Below are 18,678 nucleotides of genomic sequence, written 5' to 3' on the forward strand. Positions count from 1 at the left end.
CCAAAACCAGTCGCTGTGGGAGGATGGTTTGGAAACAGGTCAGGCCGACGAATCGTTGTCGGGTTTGTTCTTCGGTTCGCCGACGATTTTGACGATGGCTGACCGATTGACTTTGATTCGTGTCGAACCGTTTTCATCGATCTTCAATGTCACGGTGTCACTGTCCGGCGACGCGTTCACGATCGTTCCGTGAATTCCACCGACCGTGACCACCCGGTCGTTCTTGCCCAGCGACGCCATCATTTTGGCTTCTTCCGCTCGGCGTCGACGTTCGGGACCGAAGTAGGTGACGTAGAAAATCGCCACGACACCAATCGGCAAAAGCAACGGGTTTTCCAGGAATCGCCGCAGAAAAGAGTCAGCCTCCGGCGGAGCAGCGTCTTGTGCCAGCAATTGAAGTGCGAGCAAGTTTGCCTGCCGCGATAGATCGTTGAAGAACAGATCGAAAGAAGGCAACAAGGCAGGGGTTCCGGGGATGATGACATTCGCACGAAGCAGCCCCAGGCGTCCTGGCTGGTGGTTGTCTGCGTCGTTCGCAATGCGGCATGATATGGAAGCAAAAAAATCGCCACAAGCCCAGCCCTATCTTGCCTCGCCACCCCGATTTGCGTAGCACCGAGAATCCTTTGACCGTCCCCGCCAACGAACGATTCGAGGATGCTCCCGATGGCTGGCCGGCTTGGCCGCCGCGAATCCCTGAACTGACCCACGCGATCTCGGATTCCGTCGCGCGGATTCTGCAGGACGGACAGTGGGGCACCTACCCTGAAACGACCGCCAAAACGTTGGCCGAGGCGGCACGGAATCAACCGGGGGTGCATGAAACGGGCGTCCACCAGCAATGCACAGCCAAAATGATGGAGGCGGCTTGCGAGATGGTTGGGACGGATCGTCGTGGCGGAACTTCAAACGTCGCCGAAGCCACCAACGCACGCAGACGGGCTCGATTGTGCTCTTCGGGAACGTCGGCGATTGAATTGGCACTTCGTGCATTGGGAGTGGGATCCCACAAGCCTTCCCGACAGGCAACTGATGTCATCCTGTCGGCTTACGACTACCCGGGAAACTTTCGGACGATCGAATTGCTGGGCGGCCGTCCGGTGCTGTGTGACACTGAATCGGTCTCGATCAGCCGTCAAAGTTGCTCGGTCACGGGTGTGACCCCAAGCCTTTCGTCGATCGAGTCAATTCAGTCGCCCCCCGGCAGCGTGTTGCTGGTTTCGCATCTGCATGGACAACTGGCTGATTCGACGGCGTTGGCTAATTTGTGCTCTGATCGGGACTGGATGCTGATCGAAGATGCTTGCCAAGCGTTCGGTGCCGGAACCATTGAAACCGACGCCGCGGGAAAGGACGTCTTTCATCCCGTCGGTGAGCGAGCGGATTGGACGACCTACAGCTTCGGCGGTAGCAAGCCTGTGACCTGCGGCAACGGAGGAGCGTTGGTGACGCAGTCGGAGAAGCGATTCCATCAACTGCGAGGAATCGTGGATCGACCAAGCGACACCTTTCCCATGTCTCCGCTTCAATGTGCCGCGTTGTTGCCTCAGTTGCCCCTGGTTTCTCGCTGGAACGCGATTCGATGCGAAAACGCGTTGAAGCTCAGTCAATTGGATTGGGAATCGGTGGGATGCATGGCGATTTGGGATGACAATCCTGCAGTAATTCGGGCACCCTACAAATTTCCGGTGTTGGCTCGGGACGCGGAAACGCGTTCTCGGGTCTTGGCAGCATTCAAGCAGATCCAACTTCCCTGCGGCGAAGGCTTTCGGTCGATGCATCGGACGAGCGACCGGCGCAGTTCCAAACCGGTGCCGTTGGATAACGCGGCAATCCTGAGCGACCGATTGTTGGTCGTGGATCACCGAGCTTTGTTGGCTGACGATGTCGCCGACCGCGTCAAAGCTTGCTTGCGGACGATCGCAGGTGGCTCGCGGATTCGTTCGGACTGAACTATCTTCTCGCCACGTTTCGCGTTCGCGATTGATGGTGGGGGCCAACGCTGACAAAGTTTGCCCTCGGCCGAGTTGCTGTCCGCCAGGTGACTATCCACCAAGTAACTGTCCGCCAGGTTGCCCTTGAATCATTTCCGGCCCGGATCGTCATTCGTTTCACACCTCTCAACCATTGGGTTTCGCCATGCCAGTCAATGAATACTTCGACGGAAACGTCACCTCAATCGCGTTTGAAAATCACGAGGGCCGAGCGACGTCGGGCGTGATGCAAACCGGTGAATACGAATTTGGCACCACTGAAAACGAGCTGATGAAGATCGTCTCGGGCAAGTTGGAAGCGAAACTTCCCGGCGAACCTGGGTTCCGTGCCTATCCGGCGGGCACCGAGTTCCGAATCGAAGCGAACCAAAAATTCCAGGTCCGCGTGTTGGAACCGACCGCGTATCTGTGCTTTTACAGCTGATCGGCGACGCCGGAATGGGGATGGAGAACGCGTTAGTTGAATCCTGACCTGCCGAGGGCTTTGGGTTACAATCAGCACCGCTGCGACCCCGACAAGGTGTCTTACCCGTGCCGTCGACGAATTTGTTCCACCTAGGTTCATCGTTGATAGGCGAGGTCGGACGCCCCTCCCGCCTTCCAACGCAATTCTGGCGTTCCAATGAATTTTCTAGCCAAACGGGCTCAATCTCCGTTTTCGTTGTTCGTGTTTGGTGTGCTGCTCAGCACGTTTGCAACGGTTCCAAGCCGAGTCATCGGTGACGATGCGGTGAAGGTAGGCCGTGCCGCCGAGCGATCCAAATCCATTTTGTTGATCGCCGGCAAACCCAGCCACGGTTACGGTGCCCACGAACACTACGCCGGTTTGAAAGTGCTGGAGCAATCGCTGCTCGAAGCCAATCCCAACCTCAAGACCGAAGTCGTTCGCGGTTGGCCGTCCGATGCCAGCAAGGTCGAATCCGCAGACTCGATCGTCTTGTACAGCGATGGGCAAACGCGACACGTTGCCTTTGATCATCGCGACGAAATTCGAGGTGTCCTGAAACGAGGCGGCGGACTGGTTTGCTTGCACTACGCCACGGAGATGACGCCTGGCGAATCGGGTGATGACATGGTCGAGTTGCTCGGCGGCCACTTCGAAATTCACTACAGCGTGAACCCACACTGGATCGCCAAGTTCGACGATCTGCCGGATCACCCGATCACAAGCGGCGTCGAACCATTCGCCACGAACGACGAGTGGTACTTTCACCTTCGTTTCTCGGAACGAGGCAAGCTGACGCCGATTTTGCAATCCGTCGCACCGGAGGAAACGATGCGTCGTCCCGACGGGGCGCACAGTGGCAATCCTCATGTTCGAAAGTCCGTCGCGGCGGGGGAGCCGCAAACGGTTGCTTGGGCCTATGAACCGGAATTCGGCGGTCGCAGTTTTGGCTTCACCGGCGGACACCACCATTGGAATTGGTCGCACGTGCCCATCAGACGTCTGGTGACCAACGCCATTCGCTGGACCGCTGGGGATGACCCAACGACGGAGGCCAACACGCCTGCACCCTTGTCGGCCGAGCAGTTGATGGCGGATCAAGATTACGAGCCACCCAAGAAGTTCGATTTGGGGGCGATCGCAGACAAATTCGAAATTCCGCTCAAACAAGATGCCTCATCCAAGCCAGCTTCGCCTTCGCAAGGTGATCAAAGTTCGAACGGACCAGGCCAATCAAAGCTGTTGCAAGTCAGTCCGCTGGTGACGACCAACACGCCAGGGCACCAAGTCGAGCTGACTGCTGACTTGAGCAAACTGGATGCTGCTTCTCGACGGCGAGTTTTCTTGGTCGCCAGTGAAGGCGGCAACGACTATTCGTGTGACCATGTGGCTTGGTTGTCACCAATGGCTCACGGTGATTTCGGGACACTGGACTTGGTCGATCATGGTTGGACCCGAGCCACCACGGGTTGGGGCGAGGTGCACGCGAATGCGAATTGCGTCGGTGGACCCGTTCGTGTCGATGGACAGCCACGAACCGAACCATCCATTGGAACGCATGCCCCCAGTGTCATTGCTTTTGATCTTCCGCCGGGAAAACAGAAAATCACTGTGACGGGGGCTTTGACCAACAGCGGCACCGACCAAAACGGTGGCAACAACAGCAGCGTTCGCTTCGCGATTTTCGCTGGAACCGCTCCGTCGAATCCCAATGTGATCGACGGCAAACAAGCTGACCTTCAACGTTCGCCGGAACAAGCCGTCGCAGGGTTGGAAGCCGCCGAGGGTTTGGAGGTCACGTTGATGGCCAGCGAACCGATTCTCTCCAGCCTGACGAATTTGGACATCGACCATCGCGGTCGCGTCTGGGTTTGCGACGTGATGAACTATCGCCGTAACAACGGAGCCCGTCCTGAAGGCGATCGGATTTTGATCCTGGAAGACACCACGGGCGACGGCAAACTGGACCATGTCCACACTTACTACCAAGGCCGCGACATCGATTCGGCGATGGGCATTTGTGTCTTAGGCAATGAAGTGATCGTTTCCGCATCGCCAACCATTTGGAAGTTCACCGACACCGACGGCGATGACATTCCAGACTCCAAGGTCGCCTTGTTCACCGAGGTCGGCCAGCCGCAGCACGATCACTCGGCCCACTCGTTTTTGTTCGGTGACGACGGAAAGCTCTACTGGAATTTCGGCAACACGGGACTGCAGGTCAAAGATGCCAACGGCGAAACCGTCGTCGACATCCACGGGCGAGCCGTCATCGACAATGGACAACCTCTCTACGGAGGCATGCCGTTTCGTTGTGATCTCGATGGTTCCAACTTCGAAGTGCTGGCGCACAACTTTCGCAACAACTGGGAAACCACCGTCGACTCGTTCGGTGCTCTTTGGCAAAGCGACAATGACGACGATGGAAATCGCGGAACTCGCATCAACTTTGTGATGGAGCAAGGCAACTACGGTTACCGCGACGAGCGAACCGGTGATTCATGGCGTGCCGATCGGATCAACAAAGAAGCCGAAATCCCGCTACAGCATTGGCACCTGAATGATCCCGGCGTTGTTCCAAACATGCTGCAAACCGGTGCGGGTTCACCCAGCGGAATTTGTGTCTACGAAGGCCGGCTGTTGCCCGAAAGATTTTGGGACACGGTGATCCACTGTGAACCAGGAGTGAACATCGTTCGCGCCTATCCGACACAACCTGATGGTGCGGGGTACTCCGCCACGATTGAGCCTTTGTTGACCGGCGTCAACGATCAATGGTTCCGGCCAGCGGATGTCTGCGTCGCTCCCGACGGTTCGTTGTTCGTCACGGATTGGTACGACCCCGGTGTTGGTGGACACCATCAAAAAGACAGCGATCGCGGGCGTTTGTTTCGGCTGGCGCCGCCCGGTGTGAAGTACCACATTCCGAATGTGAATTTGAAAACGGTCAACGGGCTAACCCAGGCACTGGCCAACCCGAACCGATCGGTCCGCTACATGGCTTGGCAAAAGCTGCACGCGATGGGAGCGGACGCCGAGCAGGCTTTGTTGCACGTGTACGAGAACGAGAACCCATGTATCAAAGCGCGTGCTCTGTGGTTGCTGGGCAGGATCGATGGACGCGGCAAGCACTATGTCGACTTGGCACTGCAAGACGACCATGTTGACATCCGCTGCACCGCCATTCGCCTGTGCAAGCAGCTCGGCTTTTCGCCTGCGGAACTGTGTGGCAATGTGGCTTCGGATCCGTCGCCCGCCGTCCGCCGGGAGCTCGCACTCGCATTGCGATACGATCAATCCTCCGCGATGCCGTCCGTTTGGGCGAAACTCGCACGGCAATACGACGGCGAGGATCGATGGATGCTGGAAGCTCTCGGGATTGGATCCGATGTTCGTTCCAACGAATGCTTTGCCGCGTGGCTCGCCGCGGTGGACGGCGATTGGAACACCCCCGCCGGTCGAGATCTCGTGTGGCGAATGCGGACCGACGGTGCGGCATCGAAAATGGTGGACTTGCTCGCCAGCGGCGAACTGAACGACTCCGAAACCGCTCGCTACTTCCGATCGTTGGAATATCACCCGGATGCTGTTCGCGATGCGGAGCTGCAGCGTTTGTTGCCGGATGGAAATTCATCTAGCAAAGCCTCGCCGACGACTTTGGTGCGATCCGTTTCGCGAATGCCCAGCTTCGATGCAGAAAAATTCCCCGAGACATACTCGGCGATTCATGACTACGTCAAGAGCCGCGTCGACGAAGACGACTTCGTGAAGCTGGTCGAACAGTTTGACTTTCGCGATCTAGATGCGGAGCTGATCAAAACCATGTTGCAGCAGGACGACAACAACCGTTCGTTGTCGGCTTTGCGATTGTTGCTGAAACGCAAAGACGGATGGAATCGGTTCGTTGAAGTTTTGGCGAAGGACTCCACCTTCACTCCCACACAACGCAAACGCGTGATGTCGTTGCTTGGGTCGCTGGCCAATGGCCGAGCGATCGGATTGCTGAGTAAGACGGCATCCGACGAAGAGATGGATTACGAACTTCGTGGTTCCGCCGTCCGGGGTTTGGCGAAATCCAAGGGTGGTAGTGAGGAATTGCTGAAACTGGCCGAGGAAGGACGCCTGCCAGCCGACACACATTTGTTGGCGGGCGGCTTGCTGGCACGAAACTCAAACGAGGACATCGCCAAGCGTGCCCGCCAACAATTGCCGCAACCGGCCGCGGCGGACAGCAAGCCGTTGCCGCCGTTGGATGAGCTCGTCCGAGCGTCCGGCGACGTCGAACGAGGCATGAAAATTTTTCGCGGCGTGGCGACTTGTTCGAACTGTCACATCGTCGATGGATTTGGCAAGCAGGTCGGCCCGGACTTGTCCGAGATCGGTTCCAAGCTGTCTCGTGAAGCCATGTTCACCGCGATTTTGGCACCGAGCGCCGGGATCAGTCACAATTACGAAAACATGATTGCGCTGACCGAAGATGGCCGAGTGGTCAACGGTGTGTTGGTGACCGAAACCGACGACAAGTTGGTGCTTCGAACCGCGGAAGCGATCGACTTGGAATTTGATCAAGCGGACATTGTGGACGTTAAGAAAAGCGAAAAGTCGATCATGCCCGAGAATCTCCACCACACGACCGACCAACAGGGGTTGGTCGACATGGTGGAGTATCTGATGGGACTGAAGAAAAAAACTTGATCGCTCCCTTTCTTCAAGACACGTCGAACGAATAACCTTCGCGGGGTTCGAAACTCAGGAACGAGTTGGCTTCCGTCGGGCCTTGGAATCGATTTTCGCTGGCGTCCCAGTTCAGCGTTTGGCCTGGGTAGCGTGTTGCGATGCAGCCCAACAACGCGGATTGGGTCATCGTGCTGGCGATCTCCAAGTCTGACAGCAGCTCGTTGGCCTTCCCGTCTCGGGCGGCGTGAATCCATTGCTCTTGATGAGACAATGTTTTGTCACCATCCGCGTTCGTGAGAGCCTTCGCACGCTCACGAGTTTTGTCACGCAGCGTTTGTAGCTCCGCTTCGTCATCGCTGGCTACCGCGACAATCTCGGGGACTTGGTCCGGTTCATCCGCCAGCGTTGAACCAACCACGGTGCATCGATCGCCGACAATCATGCAGCCGTTGCCGCCAGCCGAGAAACCAGGCTCGCCACGTTCTTCATCCGCGATGATGGTGGGTGTTTCTGGTTGTTTGCCGCCGTCATACCACGTCAGCTTCACTCCGTTGGGACAAACGGATGTCGAACCGAATTGCATTTCGATTTGCGACCACACGGGATAGGCAATGGATGTTGCTTGCTCGCAGTCCGCCGTCACTCGTTCAGGCAGTCCCAGCTTCAGAGCGGTGAACGCGGGGTCCAACAGGTGGCATCCCATGTCGCCCAGTGCCCCGGTTCCGAATTCGGACCAACCGCGCCAAGTCACGGGCAGAAAACCTTTGCCGAAAGGACGGTCCGCGACGGGGCCCAGCCAGAGATCCCAATCGAGGGAAATGGGCGGTGTGGTCCCAACTGGATAGGACTGCATTCCCTGCGGCCATTCAGGACGATCTGTCCAGCAATGCACCGATTGTATGTTGCCGAGCGTGCCTGATTCGACTAAGTCAAGAAATACTCGCATGTGGAGGCTGCTGTGGCCTTGGTTTCCAACTTGCAAGACAACGCCTGATTTCTTCGCCGCCGTCTTCAATCGTTGGACTTCGTCAAAGGTCCTCGCCATGGGGCATTGCATGTAAACATGCTTGCCGCGACGAATGGCTTCCAAACCAATTGCCGCGTGGGAATGATCGGGCGTGCTGATCACCACCGCATCGAATTCATCGCCAAACTCATCCAGCATGATTCGATAATCAGTGAACCGCTCCACATCGGGGTGCTGGCAGAATGTCTTGCCGGCGCGTTGGACGTCGACATCGCACAAGGCGACGGGGGTACCGCCCGCATGGATCATGCGTCGAACATCCCGAGCCCCCTGGCCGCCTACGCCAATCTGAGCGAACCGAAATTGATCACTGGGCGCGGTTTTGCCCGGACCGCCCAACGCCTCGGGCGAGACCAACATCACCGACGCAGCGGCGAGAGTCGAGCGTTTCAAAAAAGAACGACGCGGGGTGGAAGCGCAGCGCCGAACTTGGCTGGCTTGTGGAACGGTCATTTGTTCACCTGACGGTGCGGAGAAGAGAAAAGACCAAGCGACTAACATCGCTGCGATGGGGCTCAGCGAGTCTCCGCCTGATGGGGTGCATTCTACAACTGTCGCAGTTCGCGGACCAATTCGCGGAGGTGCTTCTCGGCTTCGCACTCGTTGTATCAGTGGAGTGTCGCGACAACGCGACATCGGCTCTTTTCAAACGGCCAGCGGATTTGCTGGCAATTCGGCCTGAATCTTTCTAGTGATGCGAAATGATTCCCTGCAGACTTGACGCTGCCACCCCGATTTTTTGCAACAAAATCGCTACAATTCGCGTGAGAATCGAACAGGACACTACCAATCGGCGAACAGAGGTTGTCGCCTGACTTGGCACCGGATTAAACTGAGAGTGTCCCAAGTTAGTGAGATTGGCTCTCAACAGCCTTTCTCGTTGAACGAAACGCTGCCAGCTTGGCCGGTTTTTGGCTTGGCAAGCAATTTGCAACGTTTTCGAACAACGTCCAAACAGCCCAGATCGACTGCCAATCTGCTACCGCTCAACCGTTTGTTGTGCCGAGCGTTGGTGGCGGTGCGGAGCGTTGGTCCGCATGGTCATCCACCAGGCAGAACACTGACGAAGGACGCGGCTCGATTCGCTTCGTCGCTAACCTGTGTTCGTCGTTGACGCCCGAGGCAGCGGACGTGACACTGAACTGAAACAACTGTCCATCCATTCACGAGGATCATCCGTACGATGGCAATCAAATTGACTGAACGCGCGGCACAAGAAGTCATGCGTTTCCGTAAAGAACACAACTTCGACGACTCGATGGTGTTGCGGATTGGTGTGGCTGGTGGTGGCTGCAGCGGTTTCAACTACACGTTGAACTTCGACGACAGCTTCGACGCCAAGGCGGATTCGAAGTACGACTGTCACGGCGTCAGCGTCGTGGTCGACAAGAAGAGCTCGCTGTACCTGGACGGCACCGAGGTGGATTGGTACGACAGCTTGGAAAAGCAAGGCTTCACGTTCAACAACCCGAACGCGGTCAAAAGCTGCGGTTGCGGAAGCTCTTTCCAGGCGTAACCCGTCCGGAAAACAACAGAGATTCATCGGCCAGCACGCCTCATCCGAGGCCGCTGGCTTTTGTTATGCGCTGTGGGCCGGGGCTGGTGATCGAGGAACGGATCCGGCTCGAGCGACCATTTCACGCGCGCGGACGTCCGGTGGAACCGGACCTACGTGCGGTTGCACCTCACAGCGTTTGGGATCGTTCTGCGCAAAGGCAAATCCGCTCGCGTATCGCCGGTGGTGAGCATCCCCGTAGGTTCGGTTCCACCGAACGCCGAGCGCAACCGGCTCGAGCATGCCTCCACTCCCATCAACCAAAATGTCGTGGCGAGACCCAGTTGACACTTCCGAGGTCTCTGCGGGATGATCCGTCGCATGTCCACACGTCGACGCGCACGCGAAATAGTTTTGCAGCTTCTCTACGAAGCCGATTTGAATGATTGGCGTGATGCCCAAACATCACGCAAGTTCATCCGTTCCCGGTTGCAAGGTCGCAAAATCCTCACCGATTTCGCGGCGGAGCTTCTCGATGGAACGCTGGCTCGTCGTGACGAGATCGACGCGAAGCTGACCAAGCTTTCCACCAATTGGGCGTTGCACCGGATGCCGGTCACGGATCGAAACGTGCTGCGTTTGGGGGCGTATGAAATTCTGTACGGTGGCACACCGGGCCAGGTTGCCATTTCAGAAGCTTTGACACTCGCCAAACGTTACGGCGGCGAGAACAGTCCACGGTTCATCAACGGCGTGTTGGACCGGCTGTTCAAGTATCACTCCAGCCCCGAATCCATCTCCTCATGATCGTTTCGATCGCGGGCACGCTCGTCCAGGTCGGCGAGATCAGTGTCATCATTCAAGCGGCCCCGTTTGATTACGAAGTCTACGTGGGTGACTACACGCGTCGCCAATTGCAAAATCAGATCGGCAAAGAAGTCCGGCTGCACACGTTGGATTACATCGAGGGAAACGCGCAGGGAGGTCGTTTGACGCCGCGGTTGATCGGTTTTTCGACCTTGCCCGAACGGCAATTCTTTGACCTTTTCTGCAGCGTGGACGGGGTCGGTGTGAAGAAGGCTTTGCGGGCGATGGTACGTCCGGTGAAAGAGCTGGCGGTATTGATCGAAGAGCAGGATGCGAAAACGTTGTCCGCGTTGCCCGGGATCGGTCCCGCCACCAGCGAAAAAATCATTGCCAAGCTCCGTCGCAAAATGCCTCGCTTCGCTTTGATGGTGGCTGGAAAAGAAGTCGCCGACGCGATGGAAGCCGAGTCGCCGATCGTTTCCGACACCTTCGACGCCTTGGTCACACTCGGCCACACCGAAGCCGACGCTCGCAAACTCATCGACGAAACGCTTGCAACAGGCAAGAAATTCAAAGACACCGAATCGCTGCTGACGGCCATTTACCAGCGATCCAAGTGATCGTCCGGGCATCGCTATCTGGATGCTTGCCCGTTCATCAAATCGCGTAACCTGCGTCTGAATTGACGCATCACACCCCCACGGCGATGTCGGTTCGGACGCTCGGGGGGAGAAGGATGAGCCTTTTGTGAAGTGTCGTCAAAAAAACGACGCAAATTACCTAATCGGTAGTATTAAACACTTGTGAAGCGTTTCCGGCCCCCTTAGCTTTCGCTTCCACAATGTCCTCACGGCAACCGTCTTTTCTCCGTGAGGGTCGATACTTTGCCTTACGAGGGGGAACTCATGGCTCAGTTTGTGACTGCGGGAAGCGGTCTTGTTGGTGGTATCGGCACTGATCGCCGGTCTCTTTTCATTTCGGTGCGGACTCGGGACACCGTCGTCGCTCATGCACTTTTCAGCATGTTCTTGGCGGGGAATCTCGTGGCGAGCCTTTTCGGCACGTCGAGCTCGCACGCCGACATGCCGCTGGCTCGTTCGCCTTCCGTGAGCACGCCCAGCGCGACCGAATTGGTCTCCACGTCGACGCCGGTGTGGCACAACAATTTCGAATCCGGATGGGCGGCCGCCAAAGACTCCGGGCGACCGATGATCATCTTCATCACCTCCGAACACTGCCGTTTTTGCGACGCGATGAAGCAAAACACGCTTTGCGACGCCAGCATTCGGTCTCGGCTGGCGGAGGGATTCGTCCCGATCATCCTCCGACCCGATAAAAACGCCAAAGTCCTCGCAAGGATCCCGGTGACGACTTATCCGACGACTTTGTTAGCTCATCCGCGCGGAAAAGTGATCGCTCACCGAGTAGGCTATCAGCCGCCCGACCGGTTCCACGAACTGCTCGGGATGGCCCCTCGATCTCCAAACTAGCCCGTCTCCTGTTGATCCGACCACAAAGACGATCATGAACCAACGCATCACCGGCATTTTGACACCCAATATCACGCCGGTTGATGCTCGTGGTCGCGTCGACGAAGACACTCTTCGTGGTTACGTCGATTGGTTGATCGAACGCGGCGTCGATGGCCTCTATCCCAACGGCAGCACCGGCGAATTTGTCCGCTTCACGGCGGAAGAACGTCGCCAGATTGTGCGAATCGTCGTCGACCAAGCCGCTGGCCGCGTTCCGGTGTTGGCCGGAGCCGCGGAAGCCAACGTGGAGGAGACCATCACGGCTTGTAACGCCTACGGTGAAATGGGTGTACGAGCGGTCGCCATCGTCGCACCGTTCTACTACCCGATCAGCAGCGAGGGCGTGCACGCTTACTTCGCGAAAATTGCTCGCGAATCTCGCGTTGACGTGACGCTCTACAACATTCCTATGTTTGCCTCGCCGATCGAGGTGGACGTGGTCATCCGGCTGGCGAAAGAGTTCCCACGCATCATTGGTCTCAAGGACAGTTCAGGCGACCTCCCCAACCTGATGCGAATGATGGCCGCGATCCGTCCCATGCGAGACGACTTCTCGTTCTTGACCGGATGGGACGCGGCGTTGACACCCATGTTGCTCGCCGGAGCGGACGGAGGCACCAATGCCACCAGCGGCGTTTTGCCGGAATTGACCCGGGCCATTCACCGAGCCTGTGTCGCGGGGGATCATTCGACGGCGATGCGGCTGCAATACCTGCTGTTGCCACTCTTTGATGCGATGATTGGTCTGGGGGAATTTCCCGAAGGTTTCCGTGCCGGGGCACGAGCTCGCGGTTGGGATCTTGGGCAAGGACGCGTGCCACTTTCTGACAATCAGCGAGCGGTTGCGATCGAAACCGCCCAAGAGATTGAAGCATTGGTGCGATCCGCTCAGTCACAATTGTCCGGCTCGGAAGTCACTCCTGAAAACCAAGTCATTCCTGAGGATACTGTCCAGGAAATTGCACGGCGGGTGATGAGCCAGCTTCAGCAGCAGTAGCGGGTCACTCGCCTCGGCCACGTGATCGCCGATGCACGGGACACATGAAAACGTTTTCGCGTTAGGATGACGTTTTCATCATCCCCTTCAATGAAGTTTGCTCTCGGCCCATGGCGACCATCCGTCCCTTCCGAAATTCTGATCTCCCCGGATTGTTTGACGTTTGGATGCGTCACTGGGAATCCACCGGCCAAGTACCACCGGTCAGCGTTTCGATTTTGGAACGAGCCGTTCTGTCCCGAACGTTTTTTCGTCCCGACAGTTTGCTGGTGGCAGAGCATGGTGGCGATGTCGTTGGATGGTGCCACCAATTTTCTGACGATTGGCAATCGCCTTCACCTGAGATGCTGGGGCCTGATTCGAAACATGATTTGGAGTCGGTCCCGGAGGTCGACGCGGTTCCCACCAGCCTCGTTGCAGCGATTTGTTTCGCGGGCGAAGCCGGACTGGCGATGTGCGACGCGTTGCTCACGGAAACGATGAAGCAAGCTGCGGATGCGGGTGTCAAACGCATGTGCGTCGGCCCCGTTCGAGATGCCCGCAATGGATACGGTGGCTTGCCGCCCATCGGCCACGGTTTGGGAATTCCGGTCACTGACGCTCGAGTTGCGTCGCTACTTTCTCGACATGGTTTTCATGTCGCTCGCAGTTTGGTGCGGATGGTCGTCAACACGTCGACCTATCGTCCGCCCATGAACCGAGAGTTTTTGAAACTGCGTCGGTCCACGCGGATCGATCGTTTACCGTTGCTTCCGCTGAACAACCGCACCGCGGTCGCGATGAGCCATTTCGACATGGAACGCAATGTTTTGATGGACCATCAAAGCAACGGAGAGCTTGCCGCGATCGATTTGTGGGTCGGCGACCCAGAAGGTCACGTGATGGATGGTGCCCGGTCCATCTTGTCGCTGCGGTTGATGCATCCAGTGGAGCTCAACGGTTTCCCTGCCCCACAACCTAAAAAGGGGTTTGTCACATCGATGGCGGAACGAGAACTTTCCACCCACGAGCAATTCTTGGTCGCCTCGATCATTCAGTCGCTCGCGAACCGCCAGATCTTCACCGTGGAAACCGCGATCGACGCCAACGCCGTGAAGCTCAAGGACCAGTTCCTCTACCTCAACTTCCAAGAACACGAACAAGGCCGTCAGTGGGAGCGAGATCTCTGATCAAGTGAAAGCGTTACGAGCACTCAAACAAGCTCCCAACCACCAGAGACCGTTCAAATAATAACTCGACGTACCGAAATTCGTCCAAAATCAACGTAGCAAAATTCGTCAAGAATTTCGTCATGCTAGTTTAGCGATCAAGAATCTCCAAGACTTGCGTTGCGGTTGTTGGGAACGCCTTGGGGGCCCATGCCCTCGTCGACCGATCTGAAGTCTCGGCTCAATGATGTGGCGAACCTCGCATGATTGCACGCAATTTTTCGTCAGCAGCCAGCAAGGGCGTCTTCATCTTGGCTCGCCTGGTCAAGTAGCGTTTAGCTGAGGTTCGAGTTCAAGTGGCAGTTTCCAATTCAGCTCTTTGACCTTTTCGAATTGCCTCCGTCGTTCTTTCGAATTGACTCGCAATTGGACGCCGTTCCGCTGGTCGGCATTGAGGCGCTTGATCCGTTCGCTGCTACGCTGACTTTCCTCAGTAAGGGTCGACATCCTGGATCGTAATTGATCGATCACCGAATCAGGCAGGTCCACCCGTCCTAGTTCTACTTTGAGCAATTCCCGCTCTTCGTGAATATCGAAAGCCTCAAGGTACTCAATGACCCGGAACATTTGAAACGCTCGACGTCGCCTCATTTCGTACGTCGCAATCGCATCGAAATTTGCAACGGGTGCTACAGTTTCGACCATCCGCTTCCGCTGTTCGTCCCACTTGCGAATGATCGTTCTGACTTCAGTAATTTTTTGGCATCAGTGCACGACCGTCGCCTTTTGCTGGCTTTGCATGCCCGAAGGTGGCGCCGGTCACCAGCAAGGCAATCGTCAGAATATGAGTTCGGCTCATCAATGAATCTCGTGAGGCGTCGTTTCGAAAGTCTTGACGGCTTTCGTTGCGTTTGTGAGGGCGAAAACTGATGGCGACCGATGTGCCTGTCATTCGCTTGGGGCGGTTGGAGGCATGGTTTGTTTGTCGTTTCGCTTGACCATGGCTCGATAGATCGTTTGGTCGATGGTTTGTGAGAGGAAGGTGACGCTGCCGTCTCCTTTGGCAACGTTGGCTCCGCCGAAGTGCAGGCTACCCAGTCCGCTGATGGTCTCGTCGGCGTTGATTGCTTCGCCGGCATTTCGTAGCGTGGCTCGGGTTCCACTTGTCCAGCCCAAGCCGTCGGGCGACGAGCGTTTCTCACCTAGCAGGATGGTCGTTGAAAGTCCGTCGATCACCCCATCTTTCGAAACCCAACTGTTGGCGAACAACAGACCGTCGTCCAGCGATCCGATTGGGGTGTCCGTGGAATCATGTAGCCCTGCATAGCTGCTGTGCATCAAGGTGGAATCGTCAGCGGGACATCGGAACACGGGCACCGTGGTTTCGCGAATCAGCCGATTGGATTCGGCGTAGATGCTGGCGTCTTGATCAACGCTTTGAAACAGTCCAATTTGGTCGAGATGCGGTAGCACGGCGATCGACCAACTGTGGTGATAACCATCTGGTTCACTGGAGATCTCAATTTCGGCGGTCGGTGTGCCGGCTAACTCTGATCCAGCCTCTGGCCACTCAAGGAACGTCGCGTTGAACGTTGCCGTTCCGCTGGGCAGGTGATCGTTGTCCGTGCTGTAGGCCTGAATCGCCATCGCCAATCGCACCAGGTTTTGTTCGCAATTGCTGCGCCGCGTGAGCTCTCGCATGTTGCGAACGAAAGGGATCGATAGTGCCAGCAAGACGAACACAATCAGCACGACCACGATTACTTCTATCCATGACACGCCGGATCGAGATCGAGTTGAGCTGCATGGCCTCGATGGAAGAACGTTGGTGGTTGGTTCGCAAGGACCGAGGTGACCAAGCATTGGAGGGCAGCGGGATGTACGAGTGATGAGAAACGTCAGCGGCGAAATGGAGCTTGGAATGAGCAACGTCCTGGCTGACGGGAGAGTACTCGTGCCAGTTTATCAGTGAGCGCAGGAGGGGATAGTGATGGTGGGTAGGGAGTCGAAGCTCTTGACGAGCTTCGCCACGGGGTGGTGGAGAGCAGGGAGGAGCGATGGCTAGGCGGCGTCGCGGTGGTCGGACCAATCGTTTTTTCGATCGGGCTCGGCAAGTTCTTGGAACGCTTGGTCACTCGCTGTTGGTTCGATTTCTGAGCGTTCCACCGCTGGTTCGCTGCTCTCTTGGTTCGCGGGTTCGACCGTGGATTCAGTGGAGGGTTCGACAGGCAAAGACTCGGCAGCTTGCTCGGCCTGGTCCGCAGTTTCTAATTCGGCCTCGTCGTCCTGGCCGGCTTCGCGTTCGTCCAGGTCACGTTCCAATCGGGCTCGTTCGCTTTCCCATTCCAGCATCCACGCTTTCGCGGAATCCAATTTGGGGATCTCGTTGAGCAGAACTTCAGCGGCGTTCAATCGTCCGGTGTGACGCAACACGGCGGCGAGCATCAACAAAGCGGGCGGGTCCCGAGGTTCAATCGACAATCCTGCTGTCAACGCCTCTTCTGCCTGGGCGTAATTGCCCGTTAAATAGGCGGCTTGAGCTTCCGCGAAACGATCCGGTTGCTCGCTGACTTGGCGTGGCGTCAGCAACAGAGGCAATTCGCGAATCGAGCGGATCGTCAGCACCACCCAGGCGGCGAATAGGATCCAGCATGCCAGCATCACCAGCGCTCCGGAAATCCAACCGGGATAGATGAATTTCGCGATCAGCAATGAATTGACGACGACGGCGAAAGCGATCGCCGATGGCAAGGCTGAGAGTCGTCCACGCCACCACAATTCCGACATCCCCGGCCACAGGCACGTCCAATAATGTTTCGCTTGGATCGACACGATTTCCATCGCATCAGAGATACGAAATGCGATCGATCCGTGACAAGCCGAAACGGGTTGCTGGCCGATCGGGACGCGAACGTTTGTTCAGATCGGGAGCAGGTAAAATGACCGCCGAAGCCTTCGCGATCATCGTCAGCAGTGTGCTGGGTGTGTTCCTGGTGATGGGCATTGGTGCGCTCTGTCGTGTGCAGCACTGGCTGACGCATCAAGCCGACGTGTCGCTGGCGAAGTTAACAGCCAAGGTGTTGCTGCCTTGTTTGTTCTTGGATCGCATCTTGGGCGACCCCACGCTCAGCTCGCTCGGTGACGCTTGGTTGCCGCCGACGCTTGGGTTTTCGATCACCACCTTCGGATTCGTTGCCGCCTGGTACGTTGCCAAGACGATCGGTCCATTTGTGGGGCTAAAGACGGACCCGCAGCAACGTGCGTTCGCGCTGTGTGCGGGGATTTGCAACTATGGATACATCCCGTTGCCTTTGGCACAAATCACATATCCCAACGCGGAAGTCGAGATGATCCTGCACAATGTCGGAGTCGACTTGTCGCTGTGGAGCGTCGGTGTGGCGATCGTCACTGGCAGTGGGAAGGTCAAGCCAAATCAACCGCTTTCGTTGTGGCGAAAGAACTGGGAACGAATTCGCCCCGTGGCGACGAGTGCGCCTCTGATTGCCGTCGTCGTTGCGTTGACGATTCGTTCGCTGGGCATCGAAACCTACATTCCGAAATCGGCGATGCGTTCGGTTGGCTTGCTGGCCGCCAGTTCCATCCCGCTGGGGTTGTTGCTGAGTGGAGCGATCTTGGTGGACTTTTTGCGAGCCGCCGATTGGTCCGGCTCGGCACCCGTGATTGGTTTGGCGGTTGGTTTTCGTCAGCTCTTCATGCCCATTGTGATGCTGGGCATCGCGGGGATTACGATCAGCAGCACCGATCTGAAGCAAGTCTTGCTGTTGGAAGCCGCGATGCCATCCGCCGTCTTCCCAATCGTACTGACGCGGCTCTATGAAGGCGACACGGCCACGGCGTTGCGAGTCGTTTTGTCGACTTCGCTTTTGGGGATCGTCTTGATTCCCGTGTGGATGGCGATCGGTGCTTGGTGGTTGGCGGTCTAGTCTGCGTTGACAAGGCCATCCGGGCTTCGCGAAGGAAACCGACTCGGCTCGCGAAAGTTCCGCTACCAACGAGCTTCCATTTGGCTGACGATGCGGTTGGCGAGGTCTTCGATTGCCTTCTGCGTTGCCGTGTCGATTGATTGGCCGGCCTCAGGAACAAAACGCTCGTCTTGGCTGAAGAGGATCGTCAAATCATCGGTGGGAACGATGGAGTTCTTCATCAGCAAGCGTCCTTGGCGATCCGACCATGATGCGCGAACTTGGATGGCGGCGTCCAATGCACGCACGTAGTCCGCATCATTTTCGGTCAACACCCGTTTCGTTTCGTTGACAACTTCGCAACGAAGCACGGTGTCGGCGAGCGGGTCAGCGGTGGCTTTGTATGGCGTTCGCAGTTCAATTTCTTTGATGACCGCTTCCGTGAGTCGCACACCCAAGTCTTCGCGAAACGTTGCGTTGCGAATGATAGGAACGTGAACCGTGCGAATGTTCTGCGGAAACAAAGCCGTGTTGCCAAGTTGATAAGGCGCACAACCACTGAGTAGGCAAACGCCGACCCAACACAGCAGGTGACGCCAAAGAGCGTTCTGCAGACGAGTGCCCGTTGGTTCG

16 protein-coding genes are annotated in these 18,678 nt (G+C 56.9%); 10 read left to right on the forward strand and 6 right to left on the reverse strand.

Going from position 1 to position 18,678, the window contains the following annotated elements; genetic code table 11:
* Positions 1-39: 39 nt before the first annotated feature.
* Positions 40-459, reverse strand: a complete 420-nt coding sequence (yajC, locus tag LOC70_RS22305; RefSeq protein WP_230256269.1) for a preprotein translocase subunit YajC — start codon at positions 457-459, stop codon at positions 40-42.
* An 86-nt stretch (positions 460-545) separates the two neighbouring features.
* Here yajC and LOC70_RS22310 point away from each other — a divergent pair, with 86 nt between their 5' ends.
* From LOC70_RS22310 to LOC70_RS22320, 3 genes are all read left to right on the forward strand, one after another.
* On the forward strand, positions 546-1,952 hold the full coding sequence (locus tag LOC70_RS22310) for a DegT/DnrJ/EryC1/StrS family aminotransferase (protein ID WP_315857327.1): 1,407 nt from the start codon (positions 546-548) through the stop codon (positions 1,950-1,952).
* 187 nt (positions 1,953-2,139) lie between these two features.
* Complete coding sequence (gene ppnP, locus LOC70_RS22315; RefSeq protein WP_230256270.1) at positions 2,140-2,418, forward strand: pyrimidine/purine nucleoside phosphorylase; 279 nt, start codon at positions 2,140-2,142, stop codon at positions 2,416-2,418.
* 198 nt (positions 2,419-2,616) lie between these two features.
* Positions 2,617-7,134 carry a PVC-type heme-binding CxxCH protein gene (locus LOC70_RS22320; protein WP_230256271.1) on the forward strand — a complete coding sequence of 1,506 codons (4,518 nt, stop codon included), beginning with the start codon at positions 2,617-2,619 and terminating at the stop codon, positions 7,132-7,134.
* Between the two features lie 13 nt (positions 7,135-7,147).
* Here LOC70_RS22320 and LOC70_RS22325 read toward each other — a convergent pair whose 3' ends face one another.
* Entirely contained in the window at positions 7,148-8,596 is a 1,449-nt protein-coding gene (locus tag LOC70_RS22325) for a Gfo/Idh/MocA family oxidoreductase (protein WP_230256272.1), read from the reverse strand.
* 730 nt (positions 8,597-9,326) lie between these two features.
* Between LOC70_RS22325 and LOC70_RS22330 the strand changes: the two genes are divergently transcribed.
* The 3 genes from LOC70_RS22330 (at position 9,327) to ruvA (ending at position 11,065) form a co-directional block, all read left to right on the forward strand.
* On the forward strand, positions 9,327-9,659 hold the full coding sequence (locus LOC70_RS22330; RefSeq protein ID WP_230256273.1) for a HesB/IscA family protein: 333 nt from the start codon (positions 9,327-9,329) through the stop codon (positions 9,657-9,659).
* Between the two features lie 348 nt (positions 9,660-10,007).
* The gene (nusB, locus tag LOC70_RS22335; protein WP_230256274.1) at positions 10,008-10,445 is read left to right on the forward strand and encodes a transcription antitermination factor NusB; all 438 of its coding nucleotides are present in this window, start codon (positions 10,008-10,010) and stop codon (positions 10,443-10,445) included.
* Positions 10,442-11,065: a Holliday junction branch migration protein RuvA gene (gene ruvA / locus LOC70_RS22340; RefSeq protein WP_230256275.1), complete on the forward strand. Its 624-nt coding sequence runs from the start codon at positions 10,442-10,444 to the stop codon at positions 11,063-11,065. The genes nusB and ruvA overlap by 4 nt, the downstream gene beginning before the upstream one ends.
* A gap of 386 nt (positions 11,066-11,451) precedes the next feature.
* On the opposite strand, the gene LOC70_RS22345 is transcribed toward ruvA, so the two are convergent.
* The gene (locus tag LOC70_RS22345) at positions 11,452-11,667 is read right to left on the reverse strand and encodes a hypothetical protein (protein ID WP_230256493.1); all 216 of its coding nucleotides are present in this window, start codon (positions 11,665-11,667) and stop codon (positions 11,452-11,454) included.
* On the opposite strand from LOC70_RS22345, the gene LOC70_RS22350 reads away from it, so the two are divergent.
* The 3 genes from LOC70_RS22350 (at position 11,654) to LOC70_RS22360 (ending at position 14,143) form a co-directional block, all read left to right on the forward strand.
* On the forward strand, positions 11,654-11,935 hold the full coding sequence (locus tag LOC70_RS22350; RefSeq protein ID WP_315857328.1) for a thioredoxin fold domain-containing protein: 282 nt from the start codon (positions 11,654-11,656) through the stop codon (positions 11,933-11,935). The genes LOC70_RS22345 and LOC70_RS22350 overlap by 14 nt on opposite strands.
* A gap of 34 nt (positions 11,936-11,969) precedes the next feature.
* A complete protein-coding gene (locus tag LOC70_RS22355) occupies positions 11,970-12,974 on the forward strand; it encodes a dihydrodipicolinate synthase family protein (RefSeq protein WP_230256276.1) in 1,005 nt (334 codons plus the stop codon).
* Positions 12,975-13,084: 110 nt separating this feature from the next.
* Entirely contained in the window at positions 13,085-14,143 is a 1,059-nt protein-coding gene (locus tag LOC70_RS22360; RefSeq protein ID WP_230256277.1) for a GNAT family N-acetyltransferase, read from the forward strand.
* A 927-nt stretch (positions 14,144-15,070) separates the two neighbouring features.
* Here LOC70_RS22360 and LOC70_RS22365 read toward each other — a convergent pair.
* Both LOC70_RS22365 and LOC70_RS22370 read right to left on the reverse strand, forming a co-directional pair.
* Complete coding sequence (locus tag LOC70_RS22365; protein WP_230256278.1) at positions 15,071-15,901, reverse strand: DUF1559 family PulG-like putative transporter; 831 nt, start codon at positions 15,899-15,901, stop codon at positions 15,071-15,073.
* 282 nt (positions 15,902-16,183) lie between these two features.
* Complete coding sequence (locus LOC70_RS22370; RefSeq protein ID WP_230256279.1) at positions 16,184-16,963, reverse strand: tetratricopeptide repeat protein; 780 nt, start codon at positions 16,961-16,963, stop codon at positions 16,184-16,186.
* A 98-nt stretch (positions 16,964-17,061) separates the two neighbouring features.
* On the opposite strand from LOC70_RS22370, the gene LOC70_RS22375 reads away from it, so the two are divergent.
* Positions 17,062-18,066, forward strand: a complete 1,005-nt coding sequence (locus tag LOC70_RS22375) for an AEC family transporter (protein WP_230256280.1) — start codon at positions 17,062-17,064, stop codon at positions 18,064-18,066.
* A gap of 62 nt (positions 18,067-18,128) precedes the next feature.
* Here the strand turns inward: LOC70_RS22375 and lptE are convergent, their stop codons facing one another.
* Positions 18,129-18,659 (reverse strand): LPS assembly lipoprotein LptE, encoded by a 531-nt coding sequence (gene lptE / locus LOC70_RS22380; RefSeq protein ID WP_315857331.1) that lies wholly within the window; start codon positions 18,657-18,659, stop codon positions 18,129-18,131.
* Positions 18,660-18,678: the final 19 nt, after the last annotated feature.

The sequence above is a fragment of the Rhodopirellula halodulae genome (assembly GCF_020966775.1).
Classification (GTDB): Bacteria; Planctomycetota; Planctomycetia; order Pirellulales; family Pirellulaceae; genus Rhodopirellula; species Rhodopirellula halodulae.